The following is a 22,197-nucleotide window of genomic DNA, read 5'->3' as shown; positions in this document are numbered from 1 at the left end:
GCGTCCGCTGCCTGGCAGTGCCGGCGCTCGCCGGGAGGCGAGCCGGGGACGGCCCGGAATGCACGTCGGGGGCGTGACGCGACGTCACGAAAACCGTAATTGTAACCTTGTCCGCGCATGGCTTTGGTGAGCGGTGCGCCGCAAAGCCGGGGCGCGGAAAAGGGCGCTATCGGGCGACGCGTGGATGAACCGCAGGCACACGCCGCCCGCCCCCGGCCGCACGCGCTTGCCGCACCGCAACATCGCGCCCATCCGGCCCTGTCAGACAAGGGCCCACGGCTATAATGCGCGGATGACTGCAAGCAACCAGACCTTTGATGTCGCCGTGATCGGCGGCGGGCTCGTCGGCAAGGCGGCGGCGCTGGCGCTGACCCAGAACGGCCTGCGCGTGGCGCTGCTCGCGCAGCCTTGCGCGCCGCTGCCGCCGGGCGCCGTGTTCGACGCGCGCGTCTACGCCTTTTCGCGCAGCTCGCAGGCGCTGTTCGAGCGGCTGCGGGTCTGGCAGGCGGCGGATCCCGCGCGGCTCACGCCCGTCTACGACATGCGCGTGTTCGGCGACGCCGCCGCGGAACTGCACTTCTCGGCGTATCAGGCGTCGGTTTCGCAGCTCGCGTGGATCGCCGAATCGTCGCTGATCGAGCGCGCGATGGACTCCGCGCTGCATTTCCAGCCCAACCTCACGTGGATCGACTCGCGCGCGCAAACGCTCGACGTGAATCCCTCCGCCGCCGTGATCGGACTCGCGAACGGCCGCACGATCGAAGCCGATCTGGCCGTGGGCGCGGACGGCGCGCACTCGTGGGTGCGCGCGCAGATCGGCGCGACGGTCGAACGCCGCGACTATCGGCAGACCGGCGTGGTCGCCAATTTCCGCGCGGAAAAGCCGCACGGCGAATGCGCGTATCAATGGTTCCGCGACGGCGAGATCATCGCGCTGCTGCCGCTGCCCGATCAGCACGTTTCGCTCGTGTGGTCGGCGCAAACGGCGCACGCGGACGAACTGCTCAAGCTCGAACCCGAGCAGCTGGCCGCCGAAGTCGAGCGCGTCACGCAGCGTCAGCACGGCGCGCTCGAATGCGTCACGCCCGCGCGCGGTTTCCCGCTCTCGCTGCAAACCGTCGACAAGCTGATCGCGCCGCGCGTCGCGCTGGTCGGCGACGCCGCGCATCTGATCCACCCGCTCGCGGGGCAGGGCGTCAATCTCGGTCTGCGCGACGTGGCGGCGCTCGTCGACGTCGTCACGCAGAAGGAAGCCTTCCGCGATCTCGGCGACACCGTTCTGCTGCGCCGCTACGAACGCGGCCGCCGCGAAGACATTCAAAAGCTCGTCGTGGCCACCGACGGTCTGCAGCGGCTGTTCTCGGTGCCCGGCACGCTCGCGCGCGCCGTGCGCAACACGGGCATGGCCTTCGTGGGCGCGCAGCCGCTCGTCAAGCGCTGGCTCGTGGCGTCGGCGCTTGGCTGAGGGCGCGCCGGGCCCAAGCGGCACAGACCGCGCACAGCCCGCGCACAAACCGCGCTCGCGGTGACATTTCCGGTACCGCGCCGCTCGGCAGCTTAGAATGGATGGTTGAGTCAGCGGCGCACGACGGCAATGTCCCGTGACGTCGCCGCGCCGCCGGGTTCAGCGCAGGGTCCGCAGCACAGTTCGCAGACCGAACCCATCCGCAACGTTTCGCGCGCATCGCATCGCGCCGCGCGCCCGAATCAGGAATGCTTCACATGCAAAAGCGTATTCGCATTGCCGCGCTCGTCCTCGCGGCGGTCGCCTCGGTGCTCGGCTGCTCGGCCCAGGCCGACCAGACCACGGACAAGATCAAGACCGCGCTGCAGTCGCGCCTCGGCATCGACAGCGGCGACATCAAGGGCATCACCAAGGCGCCGGTCGCGGGTCTCTACGAAGTGAACCTCGGCTCGCAGATCGTCTATAGCGACGCCAACGGCGACTACGTGCTGACCGGCGACCTCATCGACGCCAAGGCGCACCGCAATCTCACCGAGTCGCGTCTGGCCGAGATCAACAAGGTCGACTTCTCGAAGCTGCCGCTCGAAAACGCCGTGAAGGTCGTGAAGGGAGACGGCAAGCGCAAGATCGCCGTGTTCTCCGACCCGAACTGCCCGTACTGCCATCAGCTCGAAAGCACGCTGAAGTCGGTCGACAACGTCACGGTCTACACCTTCCTGTATCCGGTGCTCTCGCCGGATTCCACGCAGAAGGCCAAGCAGATCTGGTGCTCGTCGGACCGCGCGAAGGCGTGGGAATCGTGGATGGTGGACCGCAAGGCGCCCACGGCCGCCGGCACCTGCAACACCGCTGCGATCGACAGCAACCTCCAGCTCGGCGCGAAGATGAACGTGACCGGCACGCCCACCGTGATCCTCGCCGACGGCACCCGTCTGCCGGGCGCGGTCAGCGCGGACCGGCTCGAAAGCGCCTTGAGCGCCGCTCGCTGACGCGACACCCGACACGCCGGCCGCCTTTGCGGCCGGTGCTTTTTTTGTCCGCCGTTTTTTTGCGGCATGGTGTCGGCTGACACACCCGCCGCCGTCCGCCGAACCGAACATCACCGATCCCGCCGATGAAGCCGATCCGATACACCATCGTCCCGAAAAATCCCGCCGCGCATCTGTTCGAAGTGACGCTCACCGTCGACGATCCCGCGCCGGACGGCCAGCGCTTCATGCTGCCCGTGTGGATTCCGGGCAGTTACATGGTGCGCGAGTTCGCGCGCAACATCGTCACGTTGCGCGCCTTCAACGACGCGGGCCGCAAGGTGCGCGTGAGCAAGACCGACAAGCACACCTGGCAGGCCGCGCCCGTGAAGGGCGCACTCACGCTGCGCTACGAGGTCTACGCGTGGGATCTCTCGGTGCGCGCCGCGCATCTGGACGACACGGCCGGCTTCTTCAACGGCACGAGCGTGTTTCTCGCGGCGCTCGGTCATGAAGAGGCGCAGCACGTTGTCGATATCCAGCGTCCGGACGGGCACGCGTTCCGTCACTGGCGCGTCGCCACGGCGCTGTCGGAGGCGCGCGGCACCAAGCGCTACGGCTTCGGCGAGTACGCAGCCATGAACTACGACGAGCTGATCGACCATCCGGTCACGCTCGGCGACTTCACGCTCGCGAGCTTCAAGGCGCACGGCGTGCCGCACGACATCGTGATCGCCGGGCGCGTGGTGGGGCTCGACATGGAGCGCCTCGCCGCCGACCTGCAAAAGATCTGCGAGGCGCAGATCGCGCTGTTCGAGCCGCGCACGAAACGCGCGCCGATGGAGCGCTACGTGTTCATGACGCAGGCGGTCAGCGACGGCTACGGCGGCCTCGAACACCGCGCCTCGACGGCGCTGATCTGCAATCGCACCGACCTGCCCGTGAAGGGCAAGCCGGAGATGTCGGACGGTTACCGCACCTATCTCGGCCTGTGCAGCCACGAGTATTTCCACACCTGGAACGTGAAGCGCATCAAGCCCGCCGCGTTCGTGCCGTACGACCTCACGCGCGAGGACTACACGTCGCTGCTGTGGCTGTTCGAAGGCTTCACCTCGTATTACGACGACCTGATCCTCGTGCGCAGCGGCCTGATTTCCGTCGACGATTACTTCGGCCTCGTCGGCAAGACGGTCGCCGGCGTGCTGCGCGGCGCGGGGCGTCTGAAGCAGAGCGTCGCGGAAAGCTCGTTCGACGCGTGGGTGAAGTACTACCGCCAGGACGAAAACGCGTCCAACGCGATCGTCAGCTACTACACGAAGGGCTCGCTCGTGGCGCTCGCGTTCGATCTGACGATCCGCGCCGAAACCAGCGGGCGCAAGTCGCTCGACGACGTGATGCGTCTGCTGTGGCAGCGCTACGGCCGCGACTTCTACCGCGGCAAGCCGGTGGGCGTGGGCGAGGACGACGTCGAAGCGCTGATCGCCGAGGCAACCGGCGTGGAACTCGGCGCGCTCTTTAGCGACGCGGTGCGCGGTACGCGCGATCTGCCGCTCGCCACGCTGCTCGAACCGTTCGGCGTGAAGCTCGAAGGCGAGCCGGAGCGCGGCGCGAAGCCGTCGCTGGGCGCGCGTCTGCGCGGCGGCGCGGAGGCCACGCTGGCGGTCGTGTACGAAGGCGGCGCGGCGCAGAAAGCCGGTCTCTCGGCCGGCGACGCGCTGGTGGCGCTCGACGGCCTGCGCGTGACCGGCTCAAATCTCGACAGCCTGCTTTCGCGTTATCAGCCCGGCGCGAAGGTCGAACTTCACGCGTTCCGTCGCGATGAATTGCGCGTCGCGCGCCTGACGCTCGATCAGCCGGAGATCGCGCGCTACAAGCTTAGCGTCACCGACAAGCGGCCCGCGCCGCGTGCCTTGCGCGAGCGCTGGCTGGCGGTTTAACGGCGGTCTGACAGCGGAAGGACAGGCACCGCCAAAGCCCGGTCGGCAGCGTGGGCGGCCCAAAACGGCTGGATCGATCTGATCCGGCCGTTTTTTTATGCCGGGGATTGTTCTACCGTTGCAACAATCCGTCATCGGCGGGGGCCTTTTTCGCGGCGCGGCAAAAAAACACAATGCCTTCACTCGCGCAACACTGCGCAAACCGACCCGAAGGAGCCACCATGACCACGATCCTGCAAATCAATTCCGCCGCCCGCTCGCAAGGCGCCCAGTCGACGCTGCTCGTCAACGAATTGACGGAGAAGCTGCAACAATCGAACGCCGGCGCGAAGGTCGTCACGCGCAACCTGCAAGCCGATCCGCAGCCGCACCTCGACGACGCCGTGCTCGGCGCGTTCTTCACGCCCGCCGACCAGCGCACGCCGGAACAGCAAGCGATCGCCGCGCGCAGCGAAGCGCTGATCGCCGAACTCCAGGCCGCGGACATCGTCGTGATCGGCGCACCGCTTTACAACTTCGGCATCTCTTCGCAACTGAAGACGTACTTCGACTGGATCGCCCGCGCCGGCATCACGTTCCAGTACACGGCGAACGGCCCCGAAGGTCTCGTCAAGGGCAAGAAGGTGTTCGTGGTCTCGGCACGCGGCGGCAAGTATCAAGGCACCCCGCACGACAGCCAGACGCCGTACCTGAAGTCGTTCCTCGGCTTCCTCGGCATGACCGACGTGAGCTTCATCTACGCCGAAGGCCTGAACATGGGCGCGGACGCAGCCAGTGCCGCTCTGGCGAGCGCACGCGAAGCCATCGCGGCTGCGTAAGGGACGCGCGGTCACGCGCTTGCGCTGCAAAGTAAAACGCCACGAAAGCGATTTCGTGGCGTTTTTTATTGCCTGCGCGCGATGTGTGCGCGATGTGTGCGCGATGTTCGCGTGATGTTCGCGCGTCTTGCGGATCCGGCGCTCAGGCGAGCACTTCGCCGACCTCGGGCAAGCGCCAGTCGATCGGCGCGCGGCCGTGGGCCTGCAAATACGCGTTGGCCTGCACGAAATGGCCGCAGCCCAGAAAGCCGCGATGCGCCGACAGCGGCGACGGATGCGGCGCTTCCAGCACGCAATGCTCGCCGTTGCCGAGCAGCGCGCGCTTGTTCTGCGCGTGGGCGCCCCACAGCATGAAGACGAGATGCTGATGGCGCGTGGCGAGTTCGTGGATCAGCGTGTCGGTGCAGCGCTCCCAGCCGCGCTTGGCGTGGCTCGCGGCGTTCGCGCGCTCGACCGTCAGCACGGTGTTGAGCAGCAGCACGCCCTGACGCGCCCAGGCATCGAGACAGCCGTGCGCGGGCGCGTCGATGCCGAGGCTCGCCGCGATCTCCTTGAACATGTTGCGCAGCGACGGCGGCGGACGCACGCCCGGCGGCACCGAAAACGCGAGGCCGTGCGCCTGCGGCGTGCCGCGGTCGTCGCCGTGATACGGATCCTGACCGAGGATCACCACTTTCACGTCGTCGGGCGAGGTGAGGCGCAGCGCGCGGAACACATCGGCGGGATAGACGGTCTTGCCGGCGGCGCGCTCGTCGTCGACGAAGCGGCACAGCGGCGCGTAGGTGTCGCTCGCGGTGAACGGCGTGAGCAGATCACGCCAGGCAGCGGGCAGGGCGGCGAACTGATCTTCGAGGCGCGGGGTGTCGGAAACCATGGACATGGCGATAGCGAGCTGGGTGTCGGATGCGTGGCGCTCAGGCGCGGCGGCGGGCGCGGCGACAGACGCGTGCGCGGGTTGCGCCGCGTGCGGCGGCGTCGGATTCGCGAAGGCGGGCGCCGGGAATTCGTCGGCGTCGAACAGCGAGAAAATCGTAATCTGACGCGGATCGACCTCGGGCTGCGCCGGTTCGTCGAGCGTGGCCTGCGCGGCGTCGGGCGCTTCGTCGTCGAACAGCGAAGTCTGCACCGGCTGCGCGAGGCGCGTCGTGCGTTTTGTGGGAGTCATGGGCGGCAAGTGTCGCAGCAATCGCGCGGGGATTCAATGCAGTGCGGCGCGCGGCGCGGCGGACAGGGACATCGCGGCGAGTCTTGCAACTAACAGCGTCGTTGCGGGGCCTGCGCAGTCAGCGCGAGCGAGAAGGCGAATGAGAAAGTGAAGGCGAAGGCGAAGGCGACGTGCGCATGCGCGCCGCTCTCGCGTTCGGGTTTTCGTGTTCAGCCTTCGCGTTTAGCCTTTGTGCCCGGTCTTCGCGTTCAGCCTTCGCGCAGCGCGTAGCCGCGTTGCGCCTTGCTGATGTCGTCGGGCGCGAGGCCCGGCAGCGCTTGCGCGAGTTCGGCCGCGAGTGCGTGCAGCGCGGCTTCGCCGTCGTCCTTCGCGGCTTTCAGTTCGAGTTCGATTTCGCAGATCGGCGTGCTGCGCGCCTCGCCGTTCACGTCCGCCGTGATCTCGCCTTGATCGACCGCCGCTTCCACCTGCGCGCCGTCGACGTCCAGCGTCCACAACGTGCGCGTGAAATCGGTGCGAAAGAGCGGAATCAGCGTCGCGGCCGCGCCGGACAGCGCCGTCGACACGCCCGCTTCGTCGCACTCGTGCAGCAGCCGGTCGATTTCGAGCGCCTCGCCCGCGACCGGTATTTCCCACTCGTGGCGCGCGTGCAGACCGTTCACCGACACACCCACCGTCTTGAACGTCTGCAACCAGCCTTCGGGCGCGCGGCGCAGGCGCAGCGCGCTTTTCGCACGCGCGAGCGCGAGCTGCGGCGTGTCGAAATAGATGTTTTCGAGCCGGATCGGATGACCCGGCGCGCCCGCGCGCGTCTCGAAGAAACGCAGCGCCGCCGCGACCTGGTCCTGCGGCAGCGCGAGCTTGATTTCGCGTTCGATACCCATGTCGCTACGCGCTCAGAAGAACATGCGCGCGAGTTCCACGCCGGGTTGTTCCGCGCGCATGAACGCCTCGCCGACGAGGAACGTATGCACGGACAGCGCGCGCATCTTCTCGACATCGGCGCGCGACAGAATGCCTGATTCCGTCACCACGATGCGGTCCTCGGGCACGTCGTCGAGCATGCCGATGGTGGTTTGCAGCGTGGTTTCGAAGGTGCGCAGATTGCGGTTGTTGATACCGATGAGCGGCGTCTTCAGCGTGAGCGCGTGATCGAGTTCCGCGCGGTCGTGCACTTCGACGAGCACCGCGAGACCGAGCGAATGCGCGAGCGCTTCGAGGTCGCGCATCTGAGCCGGTTCGAGCGCGGCGGCGATCAGCAGGATCGCGTCGGCGCCCATCGCGCGCGCTTCGACGATCTGGTACGGATCGACGATGAAGTCCTTGCGCAGCACCGGCAGGTCGCACGCGGCGCGCGCGGCTTGCAGATAGGCGACGCTGCCCTGGAAGAACTGCACGTCGGTGAGCACGGAGAGGCACGCTGCGCCGTGACCGGCGTACGAGCGCGCGATTTCGGCGGGGTCGAAGTGTTCGCGCAGCACGCCTTTCGACGGGCTGGCCTTCTTCACTTCGGCGATCACGGCCGCCTGGCCGTTCTCGTGTTTCGCGCGCAGCGCGCCGACGAAGTCGCGCAGATCGCGCGTGCTCGCCGCGAGACGCAGCTCTTCGAGCGGGGCGCTCTGTTCCGCCGCGCGCACTTCTTCGCGCTTCACGGCGATGATTTTTTCGAGGATGTCGCTCATGGTTTCAACACAAATCGGGCTAAAAACGGTGCAGGATCAGCGCCTTATCGACGCGAATCACGCACGCTTGAACTGTTGCGTGAAGCGTACCAGTTCGTCGACTTTGGCGCGCGCGCGGCCGCTGGCGAGCGTTTCGCGCGCGAGCGCGATGCCGTCGGCGATCGAGTTCGCGACGTTGGCCGAGTAGAGCGCGGTGCCCGCGTTCAACGTGACGATCTCGCGCGCCGTGCCGGGCTCGTTCGCGAGCGCGCCGAGCAGCATCGCCTTCGATTCGTCGGCGTTCTCGACCTTCAGTGAACGGTTCGACACCATCTGCAGACCGAAGTCTTCCGGATGGATTTCATACTCGCGAATCGCGCCGTCCTTCAACTCGCCGACCAGCGTGGCCGCGCCGAGCGAGACCTCGTCCATGCCGTCCTTGCCGTACACCACGAGCACGTGCTTTGCGCCGAGGCGCTGCATCACGCGCACCTGAATGCCGACGAGATCCGGATGGAACACGCCCATCAGCTGATTGGGCGCGCCGGCCGGATTCGTGAGCGGGCCGAGGATGTTGAAGATGGTGCGCACGCCCAGTTCGCGGCGCACGGCGGCGATGTTCTTCATCGCCGGATGATGGTTGGGCGCGAACATGAAGCCCATGCCCGTTTCGGCGATCGACGCGGCCACCTGATCCGGCTGCAGGTCGATGTTCACGCCGAGCGCTTCGAGCACGTCCGCGCTGCCCGACTTGCTCGACACGCCGCGATTGCCGTGCTTCGCGACCTTCGCGCCCGCCGCCGCGACGACGAACATCGACGCCGTGGAGATATTGAAGGTGTGCGAGCCGTCGCCGCCGGTGCCGACGATGTCGATGAAATTCGAGTTGTCTTTCACCTCGACGTGATTCGCGAATTCGCGCATCACGGTCGCGGCCGCCGCGATCTCGCCGATGGTTTCCTTCTTCACGCGCAGACCGGTGATGATGGCCGCCGAGAGCACGGGCGAGAGCTCGCCGCGCATGATCATGCGCATCAGATGCAGCATCTCGTCGTGAAAAATCTCGCGGTGCTCGATCGTGCGTTGCAGCGCTTCCTGCGGGGTAATGGACATGATGCTCGCCTCCGTATCAAGCGCTTTGAGTCTGCTTCAGGAAATTCTCGAACAGCGCGTGGCCGTGTTCCGAGAGGATCGATTCCGGATGGAACTGCACGCCTTCGACCGCGAGTTCGCGGTGGCGCACGCCCATGATTTCGCCGTCCTCGGTCCATGCGGACACTTCGAGACAATCGGGCAGCGACTCGCGCTCGATCGCGAGCGAGTGATAGCGCGTGACGTTGAAGTGCTTCGGCAGATCGGCGAACACGCCCTTGCAGTCGGTTTCGATCTGGCTGACCTTGCCGTGCATGATGGTTTTCGCGCGCACGACGCGGCCGCCGAACGCCTCGCCGATCGCCTGATGGCCGAGGCACACGCCGAGAATCGGCGTCTTGCCGGCGAATTCGCGCAGCACGTCGAGCGTGATGCCCGCGTGCTGCGGATTGCTCGGTCCCGGCGAGAGGCAGATGCGCTTCGGCTTGAGCGCCTTGATCTCGTCGATGCTGATTTCGTCGTTCCGATACGTGCGGACGTCTTCGCCGAGTTCGCCGAAGTACTGGACGATGTTGTAGGTAAACGAATCGTAGTTGTCGATCATGAGCAACATGGTCTATCTCCGCTCAGAAGTCGCTGTCGAGGCCGTCCTGCACCTGCTCGGCGGCGCGCAGCACGGCGCGCGCCTTGTTTTCCGTTTCTTGCCATTCGGACTCGGGCACCGAATCGGCAACCACGCCGGCCGCGGCCTGCACGTACAGATTGCCGTTGTGGATCACGCCCGTGCGGATCGTGATCGCCAGATCCATCTCGCCGTTGAACGAGAGGTAGCCGACCGCGCCGCCGTAGAGGCCGCGCTTCACCGGTTCGAGTTCGTCGATGAGTTCCATCGCGCGCACCTTCGGCGCACCCGAGAGCGTGCCGGCCGGGAAGGTCGCGCGCAGCACGTCGAAGTTGCTCACGCCGGGCTTGAGCTTGCCTTCCACCGAACTCACGATGTGCTGCACGTGCGAGTATTTTTCGATGATCATCTGATCGGTCACGACCACCGAGCCAATTTCCGCGATGCGGCCCACGTCGTTGCGCGCGAGGTCGATCAGCATGACGTGCTCGGCGATTTCCTTCGGGTCGTTGAGCAGTTCGGTCGCGAGTTCGGCGTCGCGCTCGGGCGTGTTGCCGCGCGGTCGCGTGCCCGCGAGCGGACGGATCGTCACGATGCGGTCTTCGCCGCGCTGCTCCTGACGCACCAGGATTTCCGGCGACGCGCCCACCACGTGGAATTCGCCGAAGTTGTAGTAGTACATGTACGGCGACGGGTTCAGCGAACGCAGCGCGCGATAGAGCGACAGCGGATTGTCGCGATACGGCTTGGTCAGACGCTGGCCCACCTGCACCTGCATCAGCTCGCCCGCGGCGATATATTCCTTGGCCTTGCGCACGGCCGCGAGGTAATCGTCCTTCTTGAACTCGCGGAACGTTTCGGTGCGCACGCTCGCGCTCGTGACCGGCGGCTGCACCGTCGCGCGCAGACGCTGCTTGAGTTCGCGCAGGCGCAGTTTCGCCTTCGTGTACGCCTCGGGCGTTTGCGGATCGGCGTAGACGATCAGGTAGAGCTTGCCCGCGAGATTGTCGATCACCGCGACTTCCTCGGCGAGCAGCAGCTGGATGTCGGGCAGGCCGAGATCGTCGGGCGGGCAGGTGTCGGCGAGCTTCTTCTCGATGTAGCGCACCGCGTCGTAGCCGAAGTAGCCGGCGAGGCCGCCGCAGAAGCGCGGCAGGCCGGGACGCTGCGCGACCTTGAAGCGCGACTGGTATTGCGCGATGAATTCGAGCGGATCGCCGTCGTGCGTTTCGATCACCTGGCCGTCGCGCACGACTTCCGAGATGCCGTTCTTCACCCGCAGCAGCGAGCGCGCCGGCAGGCCGATGAACGAGTAGCGCCCGAACCGCTCGCCGCCGACGACGGATTCGAGCAGAAAGGAGTTGGCGCCGCCGCGCTCGGGCTGCGCGAGCTTCAGATACAGCGAAAGCGGCGTTTCCAGATCGGCGAGTGCTTCGGCGATCAGCGGGATGCGGTTGTAGCCCTCGTTGGCGAGAGACTGGAATTCGAGTTCGGTCATGTTCCGATCCTGTTCGTGCTGCCGGTCGCGGCGTGTGTGCGGGCCCAGTGCGGCTCAAATAGGGGCGCGCGGTGAACGCGAAGGCGTCTGTTTTGAGTGCGGGTTGGCCGCTGGCGCTCGCTCGTGCGGCCCGCGGACGCACAAGGCGCTTGCCGGGCCGGCGTGCGGACGATCGGGGCGGTGCGTGACGTAGGCGCTGGCGGCCCGGCATGCGACGAATCGACATGCAAGGATCGCGACAGCCCACGGCAAGACCCGCCGACGGTTGACCGCAACAGTTTAGAGACGAGACACGCGCGAGAGCGCAGCGAAGTAAAAAACGGAGCTGAAGGGAGAGCGAACTTGAGACAAGCGCGCCGCTTCAGCGAACCTCGAGTGAGGTTAGCGCGACCAGCGACGCCAGGGCCAGGCTCCCCGGTCGATGCTGCTCAGACTCCGTTTTTTATTCAGAAACATGAGGATAGTTGACGTTCAGTAGAGAACTTAAGTCAGATCATTGTGCGCTGCGACCGCCTTGGCGGCGTCGAGCAGCGTGGCAACTATACCATCCGACTCAATTTTTTGTACAGGTTGGCCGTGGTTGTAGCCATAAGGCACCGTGAGCGTGGCCATGCCGGCCGCGCGGCCCGCGATCGCATCGTTCTCCGAATCGCCGATCGCCACGGCCGACGCCGGATTCACGCCGAGACGCTCGCACGCCGTGAGCATGGGCAGCGGGTCGGGCTTTTTCTTCGGCAGGCTGTCGCCGCCCAGCACGACCTCGAAATAGGGCGAGAGGCCGTATTGCTGGAGCAACTCGACGGCGAAGCGGTGCGGCTTGTTCGTCACGCACGCGAGCTTGATGCCCTGGGCGCGCAGCGCGGCGAGGCCCACTTCCACGTCCGGGTACAGATGCGTGTGGCGGCCGTTGATCTTCGCGTACTCGTCCTGGTAGAGGGCAAGCGCTTCGTCGAAACGCGCCTGGGCGTCGTCCGCGGCAAAGCGCGGAGCGAGCACGCTCTTGATCAGATGCTCCGAGCCTTTGCCCACGTAGCCCATGACTTCTTCGCGCGTGGTTTCCTCGGCGTCGAACTGGGCGAGCATGCCGTTCAGGCCTGCCGCGAAGTCGTCGGCGGTGTCGACCATGGTGCCGTCGAGGTCGATCAGCGCCGCCTCGATGCGCGGCGCGGTGAATTTGACGGCCTTGAACGGGGCGCTCATTGCGCGCCGGCCTTCGCGCTGGCGAGCTGCGCGCGCATCTGGTCGATCACGGCCTTGTAGTCGGGCTTGCCGAAGATGGCCGAGCCGGCCACGAAGGCGTCCGCGCCCGCTGCCGCGATTTCGGCGATGTTGTCGATCTTCACGCCGCCGTCCACTTCGAGGTGGATCTCGCGGCCGGTGCGTTCGTTGTAGGCGTCGATCTTCGCGCGCGCCTCGCGCAGCTTGTTGAGCGCCTCGGGAATGAACGACTGGCCGCCGAAGCCCGGATTCACCGACATGATCAGCACGAGGTCGACCTTGTCCATCACGTGGTCGAGATAGTTCAGCGGCGTGGCCGGGTTGAAGACGAGGCCGGCCTTGCAGCCGTGGTCGCGGATGAGCGACAGGGTGCGGTCGATGTGGTCCGAGCCTTCCGGGTGGAAGCTGATGAGGTTCGCGCCGGCCTTGGCGAAGTCGGGCACGATGCGGTCGACCGGGCGCACCATCAGATGCACGTCGATGGGCACGTCCACGTGCGGGCGGATCGCCTCGCACACCAGCGGGCCGATGGTGAGGTTCGGCACGTAATGGTTGTCCATCACGTCGAAGTGGATCCAGTCGGCGCCGGCGGCGACGACGTTGCGGACTTCTTCGCCAAGACGCGAGAAGTCGGCGGACAGAATACTGGGGGCAATTCGGAATTGCGTCATGGCGGTAAGCGGAAATTAGACGGAAAAACCGTATTTTAGCGTTAGCGCGCGCTGGCGGACGTCGGCCGGACGCACGTTGGCCATCCGGCCAGGACCCGCTGGCATCGGCTTGCGGCGGTTGCGGGGGTCTGCCGCATCAAGCAGAATGCAATTTCATGCGGCCCGCCGCGCCGGCGGCGCTTGAACACCTTGCGCCGCGTAAGTATTTGTGACCCCGGGCGTGCGACAACAGCGGGCCTGAACAGGGATTGGAAAGAGGATGAGTCAGTACGAATTTAGCGTGACGTCGCAGGTGCGCTACCTGCCCGAAGAGTCGGATCCCGAGCGCCGGCAATATGCGTTTGCGTACACGTTGACCATCCGCAACACCGGCCAGGTGAGCGCGCAGCTGATCGCGCGCCACTGGATCATTACCGACAGCGACGAGAAGGTTCAGGAAGTGAAGGGGCTGGGCGTGGTCGGCCATCAGCCGCTGCTCAAGCCGGGCGAGCAATTCGAATATACGAGCTGGGCGATGATCGCCACGCCCGTCGGTACCATGCGCGGCGCGTACTTCTGCGTGGCGGAAGACGCCGAGCGCTTCGAAGCGCCGGTTGCCGAGTTCGTGCTGCGCATGCCGCGCACGCTGCACTGACTTCCGTTGAACCGTTCCCCGATTTCGCGGTCTGCTAGTCCTGACGTTCGTCGTGAGACACGTGCGGGGCGCGCTTCTGCTTTTTCCTGCCCGACGCGGTCCACACGACGATGAAAATCAGCAGGAACAGCGCGAGCAGCGCTTCCAGACCAAACATGAGCATCGGGTATTCGTCGAGCAGATCAGACATGGCGGCATCCATCGAGAGCAAATATTGTATGCGTGTTTCCGCGCGCTTTTCCGCGCTGATGCCGGGATTAACGGCGCTGCGCGACGGTGTGCGACGCGGTTTCGGGCGCATCGGCGGCCTGATCGGCGCCGCATCGCTGGCGGCGCTGCTGGCCGCGTGCGGCGGGCCGAGCTACGTGCGCACCACGCCGCCCAAGGGTTCGCCCACGCTGCCTTCGCAGCTCGCGGCGCAGCGGCTCACTCCGGTTGCGTGGCAGCAGGTGCCCGGCTGGCAGGACGATTCGCTGATCGGAGCGACGGCCGCACTGCGCGCGAACTGCACGCGCCTTGCCCGCGAACCGCGCTGGCAGCGCGCCTGCGCGGCGGCTTCGCAACTCGACGACCTCGACGCATCCGGCGCGCGCGCGTTCTTCGAGTCGTACTTCACGCCCTACCAGTTCGCCAATAACGACGGCACGCTCGACGGCCTCGTCACCGGCTACTACGAGCCGCTGCTGCGTGGCTCGCGCACGCGTCACGGCATCTATCAGACTGCGTTGTACCGCTGGCCATCCGGCTATCGCGCGGGCGCCGCGCTGCCGCCGCGCGCGCAACTCGAACGCGCGGGTGTGCTGAACGGCAACGAACTCGTCTGGGTCGACGACCCGATCGAGGCGTTCTTCCTGCAGGTGCAGGGCTCGGGCCGCATCGTCATGGAAGACGGCAGCGTGATGCGCGTGGGCTTCGGCGGCACCAACAATCAACCGTACAAGTCGATCGGCCGCTGGTTGCTCGATCGCGGCGAACTCACGCCCGCGCAGGCCACGATGCAGGGCATCAAGGCATGGGCTCGCGCGAATCCGACGCGCGTCGACGCGCTGCTCGACACCAATCCGCGCTTCGTGTTCTTCCGCGAGATGCCGTCGGGGGAAAGCTCGCCGCAGGGCGGCGCCGACGGCCCGATCGGTGCGCTCGGCGTGCCGCTCACGCCGGAGCGCTCGATCGCGGTCGATCCGTCGTCGATCCCGCTCGGGACGCCGGTGTTCCTGACGACCACGCGTCCGCTCACCAATACGCCGCTGAACCGGCTTGTGTTCGCGCAGGACACCGGGTCGGCGATCAAGGGCGGCGTGCGCGCCGACTATTTCTGGGGTCTCGGCGACGATGCCGGCGATCTCGCGGGCAAGATGAAACAGGGCGGCCGCATGTGGCTGCTGTTCCCGAACTCGTAAGCGTCGCGGTGCTTGAGTGCATGAAAAAAGCCGGCTGAATCAGCCGGCTTTTTTATTGGCTAAGCGTATCGTTTTGCGCACTCACCTGTGCTCATTCGCGCTAATTTGCGCTCACTTGGGCCGCTTGTCGATCACGCGCTTCGCTTTGCCGACCGAACGCTCGATGCCGTTCACGTCGAGCACGTTGATCTTCGCCGTCACGCCGATCAGCGATTTGATGTCGTACGCGAGTGCCTTGGCGGCGGCATCCAGCGCGCCGTAGTCGGGCGCGGTTTCGGGACACGGCTCGCAGTTCAGCGTCATGACATCCATCGGACCTTCCTTTGTGAGGACAATCTGATAGTGCGGGGCGAGCGCGGGCTGCTTGAGCAGCAGTTCCTCGATCTGCGTGGGGAACACGTTCACGCCGCGGATGATCAGCATGTCGTCGGAGCGACCGGTGATCTTTTCCATGCGGCGCATCGTGCGCGCCGTGCCGGGCAGAAGCCGCGTGAGGTCGCGCGTGCGATAACGCACGATCGGCAGCGCTTCCTTGGTGAGCGAGGTGAAGACAAGTTCGCCGAATTCGCCGTCGGGCAGCACTTCGCCGGTTTCCGGGTCGATGATCTCGGGGTAGAAATGGTCTTCCCAGATGGTCGGGCCATCTTGCGTTTCGGCGCACTCGGAGGCGACGCCCGGCCCCATCACTTCGGACAGACCGTAGATGTCGACGGCTTTGATGCCCATGCGCTTTTCGATGGCCGCACGCATGTCGTTGGTCCACGGCTCCGCGCCGAAGATGCCGATGCGCAGCGACGAGCTTGCCGGGTCCATGCCCTGGCGCTCCATTTCGTCGGCGATCGCGAGCATGTAGCTCGGCGTGACCATGATGATGTCGGGCCGGAAGTCCTGAATCAGTTGCACCTGCTTTTCGGTCTGGCCGCCGCCGAACGGAATGACCGTGAGGCCCGCGCGCTCCGCGCCGTAATGCGCGCCGAGACCGCCCGTGAACAGGCCATAGCCGTAACTCACGTGCACCTTGTCGCCGCGCCGCGCGCCCGCCGCGCGCACCGAACGCGCGACCAGATTCGCCCAGGTGTCGATGTCCTTGGCGGTGTAACCGACCACGGTCGGCTTGCCGGTTGTCCCCGACGACGCATGAATGCGCGAGACCTGCTCCTGCGGCACCGCGAACATCCCGAACGGGTAGCTGTCGCGCAGATCCTTCTTGGTCGTGAACGGAAAGCGCGCGAGATCGGCGAGCGACTTGAGTTCGGAGGGGTGAACACCCGCATCGTCGAACTTGCGGCGATAGACCGGCGAGTTCTCATACGCGTGGTTCAGCGACCATTTCAGCCGTTCGAGCTGAAGCGCCGCGAGTTCGTCGCGGCTGGCCGTTTCGATAGGCTCGAGCGGCAGCGGGTTAGTCATCGATGTCTCCAGTTGCTTTAGATATGAATGCGGTGCGGGCGAGTTGGCGAGATGCGTCACGCCTCGACAGGAATCACGTTGCCGCGAATCTGCGCGGATTTGCCTCTGAACATGGCGACGGTTTCGCCGGCGCGATTCGTCACGCGGATGTCGTAGATGCCGTTGCGGCCGGACATCACCTGTTCGACGGCTTCGGCGGTGAGCTGGTCGTCGGGCTGCACGGGGCGCAGGAATTCGATCGAACAGCCGGAGGCGACCGTGTTGATGTTGTACGAGTTGCAGGCGAACGCGAAGGTCGAATCGGCCAGCGTGAAGATCAGGCCGCCGTGGCAGATCTGATGGCCGTTGAGGAATTCGGGCCGCACGGACATGCGCAGACGCGCGTAGCCGGCGCGCACCTCGAGCAATTCCATGCCGAGGGCGCGGCTGCAACCGTCAGCCTCGTACATGGCCTGCGCGGTGGCGCGGGCCAGTTCGTCGGGCGTCATGTCGCCGGGCGTGTGCGTGGAGATCGACGCGGTCATATCAACGGCCCTCGAAGCGCGGTGCGCGTTTCTCGATGAAGGCCTGCACGCCTTCCGCGTAGTCGTGGGACGCGCCCAGTTCGCGTTGCAGATCGCGTTCGAGATCGAGTTGCTGATCGAGCGTGTTGGTGACCGACGCACGCAGCGCCTCGCGCGTGGCGACGATGGCGCGCGTGGGCTGCTTCGCGAGTTGCGCGGCGAGCGCGGCAGCGGTGGCGGCGAGTTCGGCGTCGTCGGTGACTTGCCAGACGAGGCCCCAGCTTTCCGCCTTGTCGGCGCTCAGTTTGTCGCCGGTCATGGCGAGACCGAGTGCGCGCGCCATGCCCACGCGCTGCGGCAGGAACCACGTGCCGCCCGAATCGGGCACGAGGCCGATCTTCACGAAGGCCTGAATGAAGCTCGCGGAGTGCCCGGCCAGTACGAGGTCGCATGCGAGCGCGAGATTCGCGCCTGCGCCCGCCGCGGTGCCGTTGACGGCGGCGATCACGGGCATCGGCAGCGCCTGGAGACGTTTGATCAGCGGATTGAAGTACTCGTCGATGAGCGCGCCGAGGTCGGTCATCGCGCCGGGCGTGAAGTCGAGGTCGGCGAGATCCTGGCCCGCGCAGAAGCCGCGGCCCGCGCCGGTGAGCACGAGCGCGCGCGCGCCGGCGCTTTCGACTTCGTCGAGTGCCGCTGCGAGCTCGCGGTGCATGGCGCGCGTGAAGCTGTTGAGCTTGTCCGGGCGGCTCAGCGTGACGGTGGCCACGCGCGTGGTTGCGTCGATCTCGACGCGGATCGCTTCAAAGGGCATCAGTCGTCTCCTCCATGCCTGCTTTTCGGGGCTTCTGGGCCCCGCCGCGCGGTGCCGCCCGGCGGGTTGCTGTGCCGCTACTGCTGTGCTGTTGCTGTGGCGATGACGAGCGCTGTCAGACGCGCTCGATGGCCAGCGCGATACCCTGGCCGACGCCGATACACATTGTGCACAGCGCGTAGCGGCCCTGCGTACGTTTGAGTTGATGCAGCGCCGTGGTCACGAGCCGCGCGCCCGATGCGCCGAGCGGGTGACCGAGCGCGATCGCGCCGCCGTTCGGGTTCACGCGCGGATCGTCGTCGGCGATGCCGAGTGCGCGCAGCACGGCGAGGCCTTGCGACGCGAACGCTTCGTTGAGCTCGATCACATCGAACTGGTCGATCGTCATGCCGAGCTGCGCCAGCAGTTTCTGCGTGGCGGGCGCGGGGCCGATGCCCATGATGCGCGGCGCGACGCCGGCGGTTGCCATGCCGAGCACGCGCGCGCGGCGGCGCAGACCATACTGGTTGGCCGCTTCCTCATTGGCCAGCAGCAGCGCGCAGGCGCCGTCGTTGACGCCCGAAGCGTTGCCCGCGGTGACCGTGCCGTCCGGCTTCACCACGCCCTTGAGCTTGCCGAGCGATTCGAGCGAGGTCTCGCGCGGATGCTCGTCGAGCGCGACGCGCACCGGATCGCCTTTCTTCTGCGCAATTTCGACCGCGACGATTTCCTGCGCGAGCGTGCCGTCCTTCTGCGCGCGCGCGGCCTTTTGCTGGCTGCGTAGCGCGAAAGCGTCCTGATCGGCGCGGCTGATGCTGAATTCCTCGGCGACGTTTTCCGCCGTCTCGGGCATCGAATCGACACCATATTGCTGCTTCATCAGCTTGTTGACGAAACGCCAGCCGATGGTGGTGTCGTAAATGTTCGCCTCGCGCGCGAACGCGGACGCGGCTTTGCCCATGACGAAGGGGGCGCGCGTCATGCTTTCCACGCCGCCCGCGATCATGAGGCGCGCTTCGCCGGCCTTGATCGCGCGCGCGGCGCTGCCGACGGCGTCGAGGCCCGAGCCGCACAGGCGGTTGAGCGTGCCGCCGGGTGCTTCGGTGGGCAGACCCGCGAGCAGCGCGGCCATGCGCGCGACGTTGCGGTTGTCTTCGCCGGCCTGGTTGGCGCAGCCGTACAGGATGTCGTCGAGCGCGCGCCAGTCCACGCCGGGATTGCGCTCGACGAGCGCGCGGATGGGCACGGCGGCGAGGTCGTCGGCGCGCACGTCCTTCAAGGCGCCGCCGTAGCGGCCAAACGGGGTGCGAATCGCGTCGCAGATATAGGCTTCGGTCATCTCAGGTTCCGGCGGCACGGGCGCGGAATGCGCCCATGCCTTGCATGCTAGAGGGTCGGACAGTTGTGCGCTATTCGGCCAGATGGCCTAGGCCGTTCAGCCGACTGCAACGGGCGCCGCTTTCGGTTCAACATGAACGCGGCTCTGAACCACGCGGAAGCGGTTCGCCACGAACGCGGCGTCGGCCAGCGCGGCATTCGCGGCAGGATTCGCGCCGGTGCCGTGGAAGTCCGAGAACGCCGCCGACTGATTGACGAACACGCCGCCGGTCAGATTGATCGACAGCGCCACGCCTCCGGTGATCGCCGCTTCGTGGGCGGCTTCGATCACTGCGTCGCTCGTGCTGTAGACGGAGAGCGTCAGCGCGCCGTGATCGCGCGCGGTCATACCGGCGAGTTCGAGCGACTGGGCGGTGGAGTCGGTCGCAATCACGAACGAGATCGGGCCGAACCATTCGCGCGTGATCGTGGCGGCGTCGCGGCCCGCATCGAGTGCGAGCACGAGCGGCGTGCGCACGCGTGCGCCGGGGAATTGCGGGTGATCGAGCGTCTGGCTGTCGGCGAGCACGGTGCCCAGCTTGCGGGCTTCGTCGACGCGAGCGGTCACGCTGTCGTTCTGGATCGCGCCGAGCACTTCGACGGCACGCGCCGGATCGGCCACGAATTTCGTGACCGCGCCCGCGATCGCCTGCGCGACCTGATCGAAGCTCATGTGGCCTTCGGCGGTCTCGATGCCGTCGCGCGGCACGTAGATGTTCTGCGGGGCCGTGCACATCTGGCCCGAGTAGAGCGAGAGCGAGAAGGCGATGTTGCGCGCGGCGGCCTTCAGATCGCTCACCGAGTCGATCACGATCTGGTTCACGCCGGCCTTCTCGGTGTAGACCTGGGCCTGATGCGCGTGCTGTTCGAGCCAGTCGCCGTTCTGCGTGCTGCCGGTGAAGTCAATCAGCTTGATTTCGGGGCGCACGGCGAGTTGCTGGACGAGTGCGCCGTCGTTGGGATCGGTGGCGAGCAGCGTGACGACGTTCGGATCGAAGCCGGCTTCACGCAGGACTTCGCGCGCAATGCGCACCGTGATCGCGAGCGGCAGGATCGCACCCGGATGCGGCTTGACGATCACCGTGTTGCCCGTAGCCAGATCGGCGAACAGGCCCGGATAGCCGTTCCAGGTCGGGAACGTGCAGCAGCCGAGCACGAGGCCCGTGCCGCGCGGCACCACCGTGAAGCGCTTTTGCATCGCGAGCGGCGGGTTCTTGCCCTGCGGCTTTTCCCAGTGCGCATCGGCGGGAATGCGGCGCAGCTGGTCCCACGCGTAAGTCACCGCTTCGAGTGCGCGGTCCTGCGCATGCGGGCCGCCCGCCTGGAACGCCATCATGAACGCCTGACCCGTCGTGTGCATCACGCTGTAGGCAATCTCGAAGCTCGCGCGATTCAGGCGTTCGAGAATTTCGAGGCTCACGCCCACCCACGCTTTCGGGCCGGCGGCGCGCCAGTCGCGCTGGGCGTGCTGTGCAGCGTCGATCAACTGGTCGGGCGTCGACTTCGGATAGCGCGCGCCCAAGGCGAAACCGAACGGCGAAGCCTCGTTGCCGACGGTTTCGGCGCTGGCGGGCTGGTCGAGTTCGAACGTCTGATTCAGGTGCGCCTTGAACGCGGCTTCGCCATCTGCGCTGGCGGTTTCCCCGTACACTTTGGGGCTCGGCATTTCGGCGAACGGGCTCCAGTAGCCGCGCGTCTCGATGGCGGCCAACGCCTTCTGCAGCAGGCCTTCGTGCTTGTCGAAAAACGGATGTGTCATGGCTCGACTTGAATTGAGGGGTTGGATAAGGCCCGCGCCAATTAATTGACCGACCGGTTGGTTGGCAAATGTTAGCATTAGTCAAACTTCGGCGTAAAAGAAATTTTTGAGGACTTTTCTATGACAGAAGGAGGCGGTATGGGGTACGAAAACATCCTGGTCGAGACGCGCGGCAAAGTCGGTCTCGTCACGTTGAACCGGCCGAAAGCGCTGAACGCGCTCAACGACGCCTTGATGGACGAACTGGGCACGGCGCTCAAAGCGTTCGACGCGGACGAGAACATCGGCGCGATCGTTATTACGGGGAGCGAGAAGGCGTTCGCGGCGGGCGCGGACATCGGCATGATGGCGACCTATAGCTTCATGGATGTCTATAAGGGTGACTACATCACGCGCAACTGGGAGACGATCCGCTCGATCCGCAAGCCGATCATTGCGGCGGTGGCGGGTTTCGCGCTGGGCGGCGGCTGCGAGCTGGCGATGATGTGCGACATGATTTTCGCCGCCGATACGGCGAAGTTCGGTCAGCCGGAGATCAAGCTAGGCGTGATTCCGGGTGCGGGCGGGACGCAGCGTCTGCCGCGCGCGGTATCGAAGGCGAAAGCGATGGATCTATGTTTGACGGCGCGCATGATGGATGCGGCGGAAGCGGAGCGTGCGGGACTCGTGTCGCGCGTGATTGCGGCGGCCGATCTGCTCAACGAAGCGATTGCGGCTGCGACCACGATCTGCGAATACTCGCTACCCGCGGTGATGATGGCCAAGGAGGCGGTGAACCGCGCTTACGAGACGACGTTGGCCGAAGGCGTGCACTTCGAGCGTCGGCTCTTCCATTCGCTGTTTGCGACGGAAGATCAGAAGGAGGGGATGGCGGCGTTCGTGGAGAAGCGCAAACCCGCGTTCAAGAACAAGTAAGGGTGGGTGGCAAGCAGTTTGGCGCCCCAGTTTGGCGCCCGATTGGGTCCGGTGGCGGAATTATTTTCCGCCACCCCTTGCGCCTTACCTCAGTGGGCGCTAAGATTCGCCCCCTTCGCTGCACGCAACAAGCAACACGCCACAGCGAAGCCCGCGACGAAACGAGCGGGTTCGCAGGATCAACAAGCTTTTAAACGGTAACGTAAAAAAAGAAGTTGACGAAACGAAAAAGAGACTTCATAATCTCGTTTCTGTGCTGCTGACGCAGCAACGCAGCAAACGCCGGGTAGT

Annotated in this window: 20 protein-coding genes; 7 read left to right on the top strand and 13 right to left on the bottom strand. The window is 66.0% G+C overall.

The window, feature by feature from the left end:
- The first annotated feature begins 292 nt into the window (after nucleotides 1–292).
- The 4 genes from SB764_RS31125 to SB764_RS31110 all read left to right on the top strand — a co-directional run bounded on the left by SB764_RS31125 (nucleotide 293) and on the right by SB764_RS31110 (nucleotide 5,188).
- Entirely contained in the window at nucleotides 293–1,465 is a 1,173-nt protein-coding gene (locus SB764_RS31125) for a UbiH/UbiF family hydroxylase (RefSeq protein ID WP_065062623.1), read from the top strand.
- Between the two features lie 257 nt (nucleotides 1,466–1,722).
- On the top strand, nucleotides 1,723–2,454 hold the full coding sequence (locus SB764_RS31120; protein WP_065062810.1) for a DsbC family protein: 732 nt from the start codon (nucleotides 1,723–1,725) through the stop codon (nucleotides 2,452–2,454).
- Between the two features lie 125 nt (nucleotides 2,455–2,579).
- Nucleotides 2,580–4,370 carry a M61 family metallopeptidase gene (locus tag SB764_RS31115; protein WP_124261828.1) on the top strand — a complete coding sequence of 597 codons (1,791 nt, stop codon included), beginning with the start codon at nucleotides 2,580–2,582 and terminating at the stop codon, nucleotides 4,368–4,370.
- 221 nt (nucleotides 4,371–4,591) lie between these two features.
- A complete protein-coding gene (locus tag SB764_RS31110; protein WP_410865916.1) occupies nucleotides 4,592–5,188 on the top strand; it encodes an FMN-dependent NADH-azoreductase in 597 nt (198 codons plus the stop codon).
- Between the two features lie 142 nt (nucleotides 5,189–5,330).
- Here SB764_RS31110 and SB764_RS31105 read toward each other — a convergent pair whose 3' ends face one another.
- From SB764_RS31105 to rpe, 8 genes are all read right to left on the bottom strand, one after another.
- Entirely contained in the window at nucleotides 5,331–6,353 is a 1,023-nt protein-coding gene (locus tag SB764_RS31105) for a uracil-DNA glycosylase (RefSeq protein WP_183716844.1), read from the bottom strand.
- A gap of 248 nt (nucleotides 6,354–6,601) precedes the next feature.
- A complete protein-coding gene (locus SB764_RS31100; protein WP_176081465.1) occupies nucleotides 6,602–7,237 on the bottom strand; it encodes a CYTH domain-containing protein in 636 nt (211 codons plus the stop codon).
- Nucleotides 7,238–7,249: 12 nt separating this feature from the next.
- Nucleotides 7,250–8,035 (bottom strand): indole-3-glycerol phosphate synthase TrpC, encoded by a 786-nt coding sequence (trpC, locus tag SB764_RS31095; protein WP_410865915.1) that lies wholly within the window; start codon nucleotides 8,033–8,035, stop codon nucleotides 7,250–7,252.
- Nucleotides 8,036–8,092: 57 nt separating this feature from the next.
- Nucleotides 8,093–9,127: an anthranilate phosphoribosyltransferase gene (gene trpD / locus SB764_RS31090; RefSeq protein ID WP_074987707.1), complete on the bottom strand. Its 1,035-nt coding sequence runs from the start codon at nucleotides 9,125–9,127 to the stop codon at nucleotides 8,093–8,095.
- A gap of 16 nt (nucleotides 9,128–9,143) precedes the next feature.
- Complete coding sequence (locus tag SB764_RS31085) at nucleotides 9,144–9,719, bottom strand: aminodeoxychorismate/anthranilate synthase component II (RefSeq protein WP_321870858.1); 576 nt, start codon at nucleotides 9,717–9,719, stop codon at nucleotides 9,144–9,146.
- Between the two features lie 13 nt (nucleotides 9,720–9,732).
- Nucleotides 9,733–11,226, bottom strand: coding sequence for an anthranilate synthase component I (gene trpE / locus SB764_RS31080; RefSeq protein WP_065062607.1), 1,494 nt, complete (start codon nucleotides 11,224–11,226; stop codon nucleotides 9,733–9,735).
- Between the two features lie 483 nt (nucleotides 11,227–11,709).
- Nucleotides 11,710–12,426, bottom strand: a complete 717-nt coding sequence (locus SB764_RS31075) for a phosphoglycolate phosphatase (protein WP_065062605.1) — start codon at nucleotides 12,424–12,426, stop codon at nucleotides 11,710–11,712.
- Complete coding sequence (gene rpe, locus SB764_RS31070; protein ID WP_110328907.1) at nucleotides 12,423–13,115, bottom strand: ribulose-phosphate 3-epimerase; 693 nt, start codon at nucleotides 13,113–13,115, stop codon at nucleotides 12,423–12,425. Before rpe ends, SB764_RS31075 begins: the two co-directional genes overlap by 4 nt.
- Before the next feature lie 259 nt (nucleotides 13,116–13,374).
- Between rpe and apaG the strand changes: the two genes are divergently transcribed.
- Both apaG and SB764_RS31060 read left to right on the top strand, forming a co-directional pair.
- On the top strand, nucleotides 13,375–13,749 hold the full coding sequence (gene apaG, locus SB764_RS31065) for a Co2+/Mg2+ efflux protein ApaG (protein WP_065062601.1): 375 nt from the start codon (nucleotides 13,375–13,377) through the stop codon (nucleotides 13,747–13,749).
- 110 nt (nucleotides 13,750–13,859) lie between these two features.
- A complete protein-coding gene (locus tag SB764_RS31060; protein WP_082992117.1) occupies nucleotides 13,860–15,149 on the top strand; it encodes a murein transglycosylase A in 1,290 nt (429 codons plus the stop codon).
- A 111-nt stretch (nucleotides 15,150–15,260) separates the two neighbouring features.
- On the opposite strand, the gene paaK is transcribed toward SB764_RS31060, so the two are convergent.
- The 5 genes from paaK to paaN all read right to left on the bottom strand — a co-directional run bounded on the left by paaK (nucleotide 15,261) and on the right by paaN (nucleotide 20,991).
- Entirely contained in the window at nucleotides 15,261–16,559 is a 1,299-nt protein-coding gene (paaK, locus tag SB764_RS31055; protein ID WP_074987703.1) for a phenylacetate--CoA ligase PaaK, read from the bottom strand.
- Between the two features lie 56 nt (nucleotides 16,560–16,615).
- Nucleotides 16,616–17,083: a hydroxyphenylacetyl-CoA thioesterase PaaI gene (gene paaI, locus SB764_RS31050; protein ID WP_231957678.1), complete on the bottom strand. Its 468-nt coding sequence runs from the start codon at nucleotides 17,081–17,083 to the stop codon at nucleotides 16,616–16,618.
- 1 nt (nucleotide 17,084) lies between these two features.
- Nucleotides 17,085–17,876, bottom strand: a complete 792-nt coding sequence (gene paaG, locus SB764_RS31045) for a 2-(1,2-epoxy-1,2-dihydrophenyl)acetyl-CoA isomerase PaaG (RefSeq protein ID WP_410865914.1) — start codon at nucleotides 17,874–17,876, stop codon at nucleotides 17,085–17,087.
- Between the two features lie 115 nt (nucleotides 17,877–17,991).
- Nucleotides 17,992–19,194: a 3-oxoadipyl-CoA thiolase gene (gene pcaF, locus SB764_RS31040; protein ID WP_410865913.1), complete on the bottom strand. Its 1,203-nt coding sequence runs from the start codon at nucleotides 19,192–19,194 to the stop codon at nucleotides 17,992–17,994.
- Between the two features lie 96 nt (nucleotides 19,195–19,290).
- The gene (gene paaN, locus SB764_RS31035) at nucleotides 19,291–20,991 is read right to left on the bottom strand and encodes a phenylacetic acid degradation protein PaaN (protein WP_410865912.1); all 1,701 of its coding nucleotides are present in this window, start codon (nucleotides 20,989–20,991) and stop codon (nucleotides 19,291–19,293) included.
- A gap of 138 nt (nucleotides 20,992–21,129) precedes the next feature.
- On the opposite strand from paaN, the gene SB764_RS31030 reads away from it, so the two are divergent.
- Complete coding sequence (locus tag SB764_RS31030; protein ID WP_065062593.1) at nucleotides 21,130–21,906, top strand: enoyl-CoA hydratase; 777 nt, start codon at nucleotides 21,130–21,132, stop codon at nucleotides 21,904–21,906.
- The last annotated feature ends 291 nt before the right edge of the window (nucleotides 21,907–22,197 follow it).

The organism is Paraburkholderia sp. SIMBA_027 (assembly GCF_046535315.1).
Lineage (GTDB): Bacteria > Pseudomonadota > Gammaproteobacteria > Burkholderiales > Burkholderiaceae > Paraburkholderia > Paraburkholderia tropica.
Note: the sequence above shows the minus strand (reverse complement) of the source record. Positions and strands in the feature narration are given on the sequence as shown.

Excerpts from the sequence above, each read along its gene's own strand:
- SB764_RS31125 (WP_065062623.1), top strand. The coding sequence starts at position 293 with ATGACTGCAAGCAACCAGACCTTTGATGTCGCCGTGATCGGCGGCGGG.
- SB764_RS31120 (WP_065062810.1), top strand. The coding sequence starts at position 1,723 with ATGCAAAAGCGTATTCGCATTGCCGCGCTCGTCCTCGCGGCGGTCGCC.
- SB764_RS31115 (WP_124261828.1), top strand. The coding sequence starts at position 2,580 with ATGAAGCCGATCCGATACACCATCGTCCCGAAAAATCCCGCCGCGCAT.
- SB764_RS31110 (WP_410865916.1), top strand. The coding sequence starts at position 4,592 with ATGACCACGATCCTGCAAATCAATTCCGCCGCCCGCTCGCAAGGCGCC.
- SB764_RS31105 (WP_183716844.1), bottom strand. The coding sequence starts at position 6,353 with ATGACTCCCACAAAACGCACGACGCGCCTCGCGCAGCCGGTGCAGACT.
- SB764_RS31100 (WP_176081465.1), bottom strand. The coding sequence starts at position 7,237 with ATGGGTATCGAACGCGAAATCAAGCTCGCGCTGCCGCAGGACCAGGTC.
- trpC (WP_410865915.1), bottom strand. The coding sequence starts at position 8,035 with ATGAGCGACATCCTCGAAAAAATCATCGCCGTGAAGCGCGAAGAAGTG.
- trpD (WP_074987707.1), bottom strand. The coding sequence starts at position 9,127 with ATGTCCATTACCCCGCAGGAAGCGCTGCAACGCACGATCGAGCACCGC.
- SB764_RS31085 (WP_321870858.1), bottom strand. The coding sequence starts at position 9,719 with ATGTTGCTCATGATCGACAACTACGATTCGTTTACCTACAACATCGTC.
- trpE (WP_065062607.1), bottom strand. The coding sequence starts at position 11,226 with ATGACCGAACTCGAATTCCAGTCTCTCGCCAACGAGGGCTACAACCGC.
- SB764_RS31075 (WP_065062605.1), bottom strand. The coding sequence starts at position 12,426 with ATGAGCGCCCCGTTCAAGGCCGTCAAATTCACCGCGCCGCGCATCGAG.
- rpe (WP_110328907.1), bottom strand. The coding sequence starts at position 13,115 with ATGACGCAATTCCGAATTGCCCCCAGTATTCTGTCCGCCGACTTCTCG.
- apaG (WP_065062601.1), top strand. The coding sequence starts at position 13,375 with ATGAGTCAGTACGAATTTAGCGTGACGTCGCAGGTGCGCTACCTGCCC.
- SB764_RS31060 (WP_082992117.1), top strand. The coding sequence starts at position 13,860 with ATGAAAATCAGCAGGAACAGCGCGAGCAGCGCTTCCAGACCAAACATG.
- paaK (WP_074987703.1), bottom strand. The coding sequence starts at position 16,559 with ATGACTAACCCGCTGCCGCTCGAGCCTATCGAAACGGCCAGCCGCGAC.
- paaI (WP_231957678.1), bottom strand. The coding sequence starts at position 17,083 with ATGACCGCGTCGATCTCCACGCACACGCCCGGCGACATGACGCCCGAC.
- paaG (WP_410865914.1), bottom strand. The coding sequence starts at position 17,876 with ATGCCCTTTGAAGCGATCCGCGTCGAGATCGACGCAACCACGCGCGTG.
- pcaF (WP_410865913.1), bottom strand. The coding sequence starts at position 19,194 with ATGACCGAAGCCTATATCTGCGACGCGATTCGCACCCCGTTTGGCCGC.
- paaN (WP_410865912.1), bottom strand. The coding sequence starts at position 20,991 with ATGACACATCCGTTTTTCGACAAGCACGAAGGCCTGCTGCAGAAGGCG.
- SB764_RS31030 (WP_065062593.1), top strand. The coding sequence starts at position 21,130 with ATGGGGTACGAAAACATCCTGGTCGAGACGCGCGGCAAAGTCGGTCTC.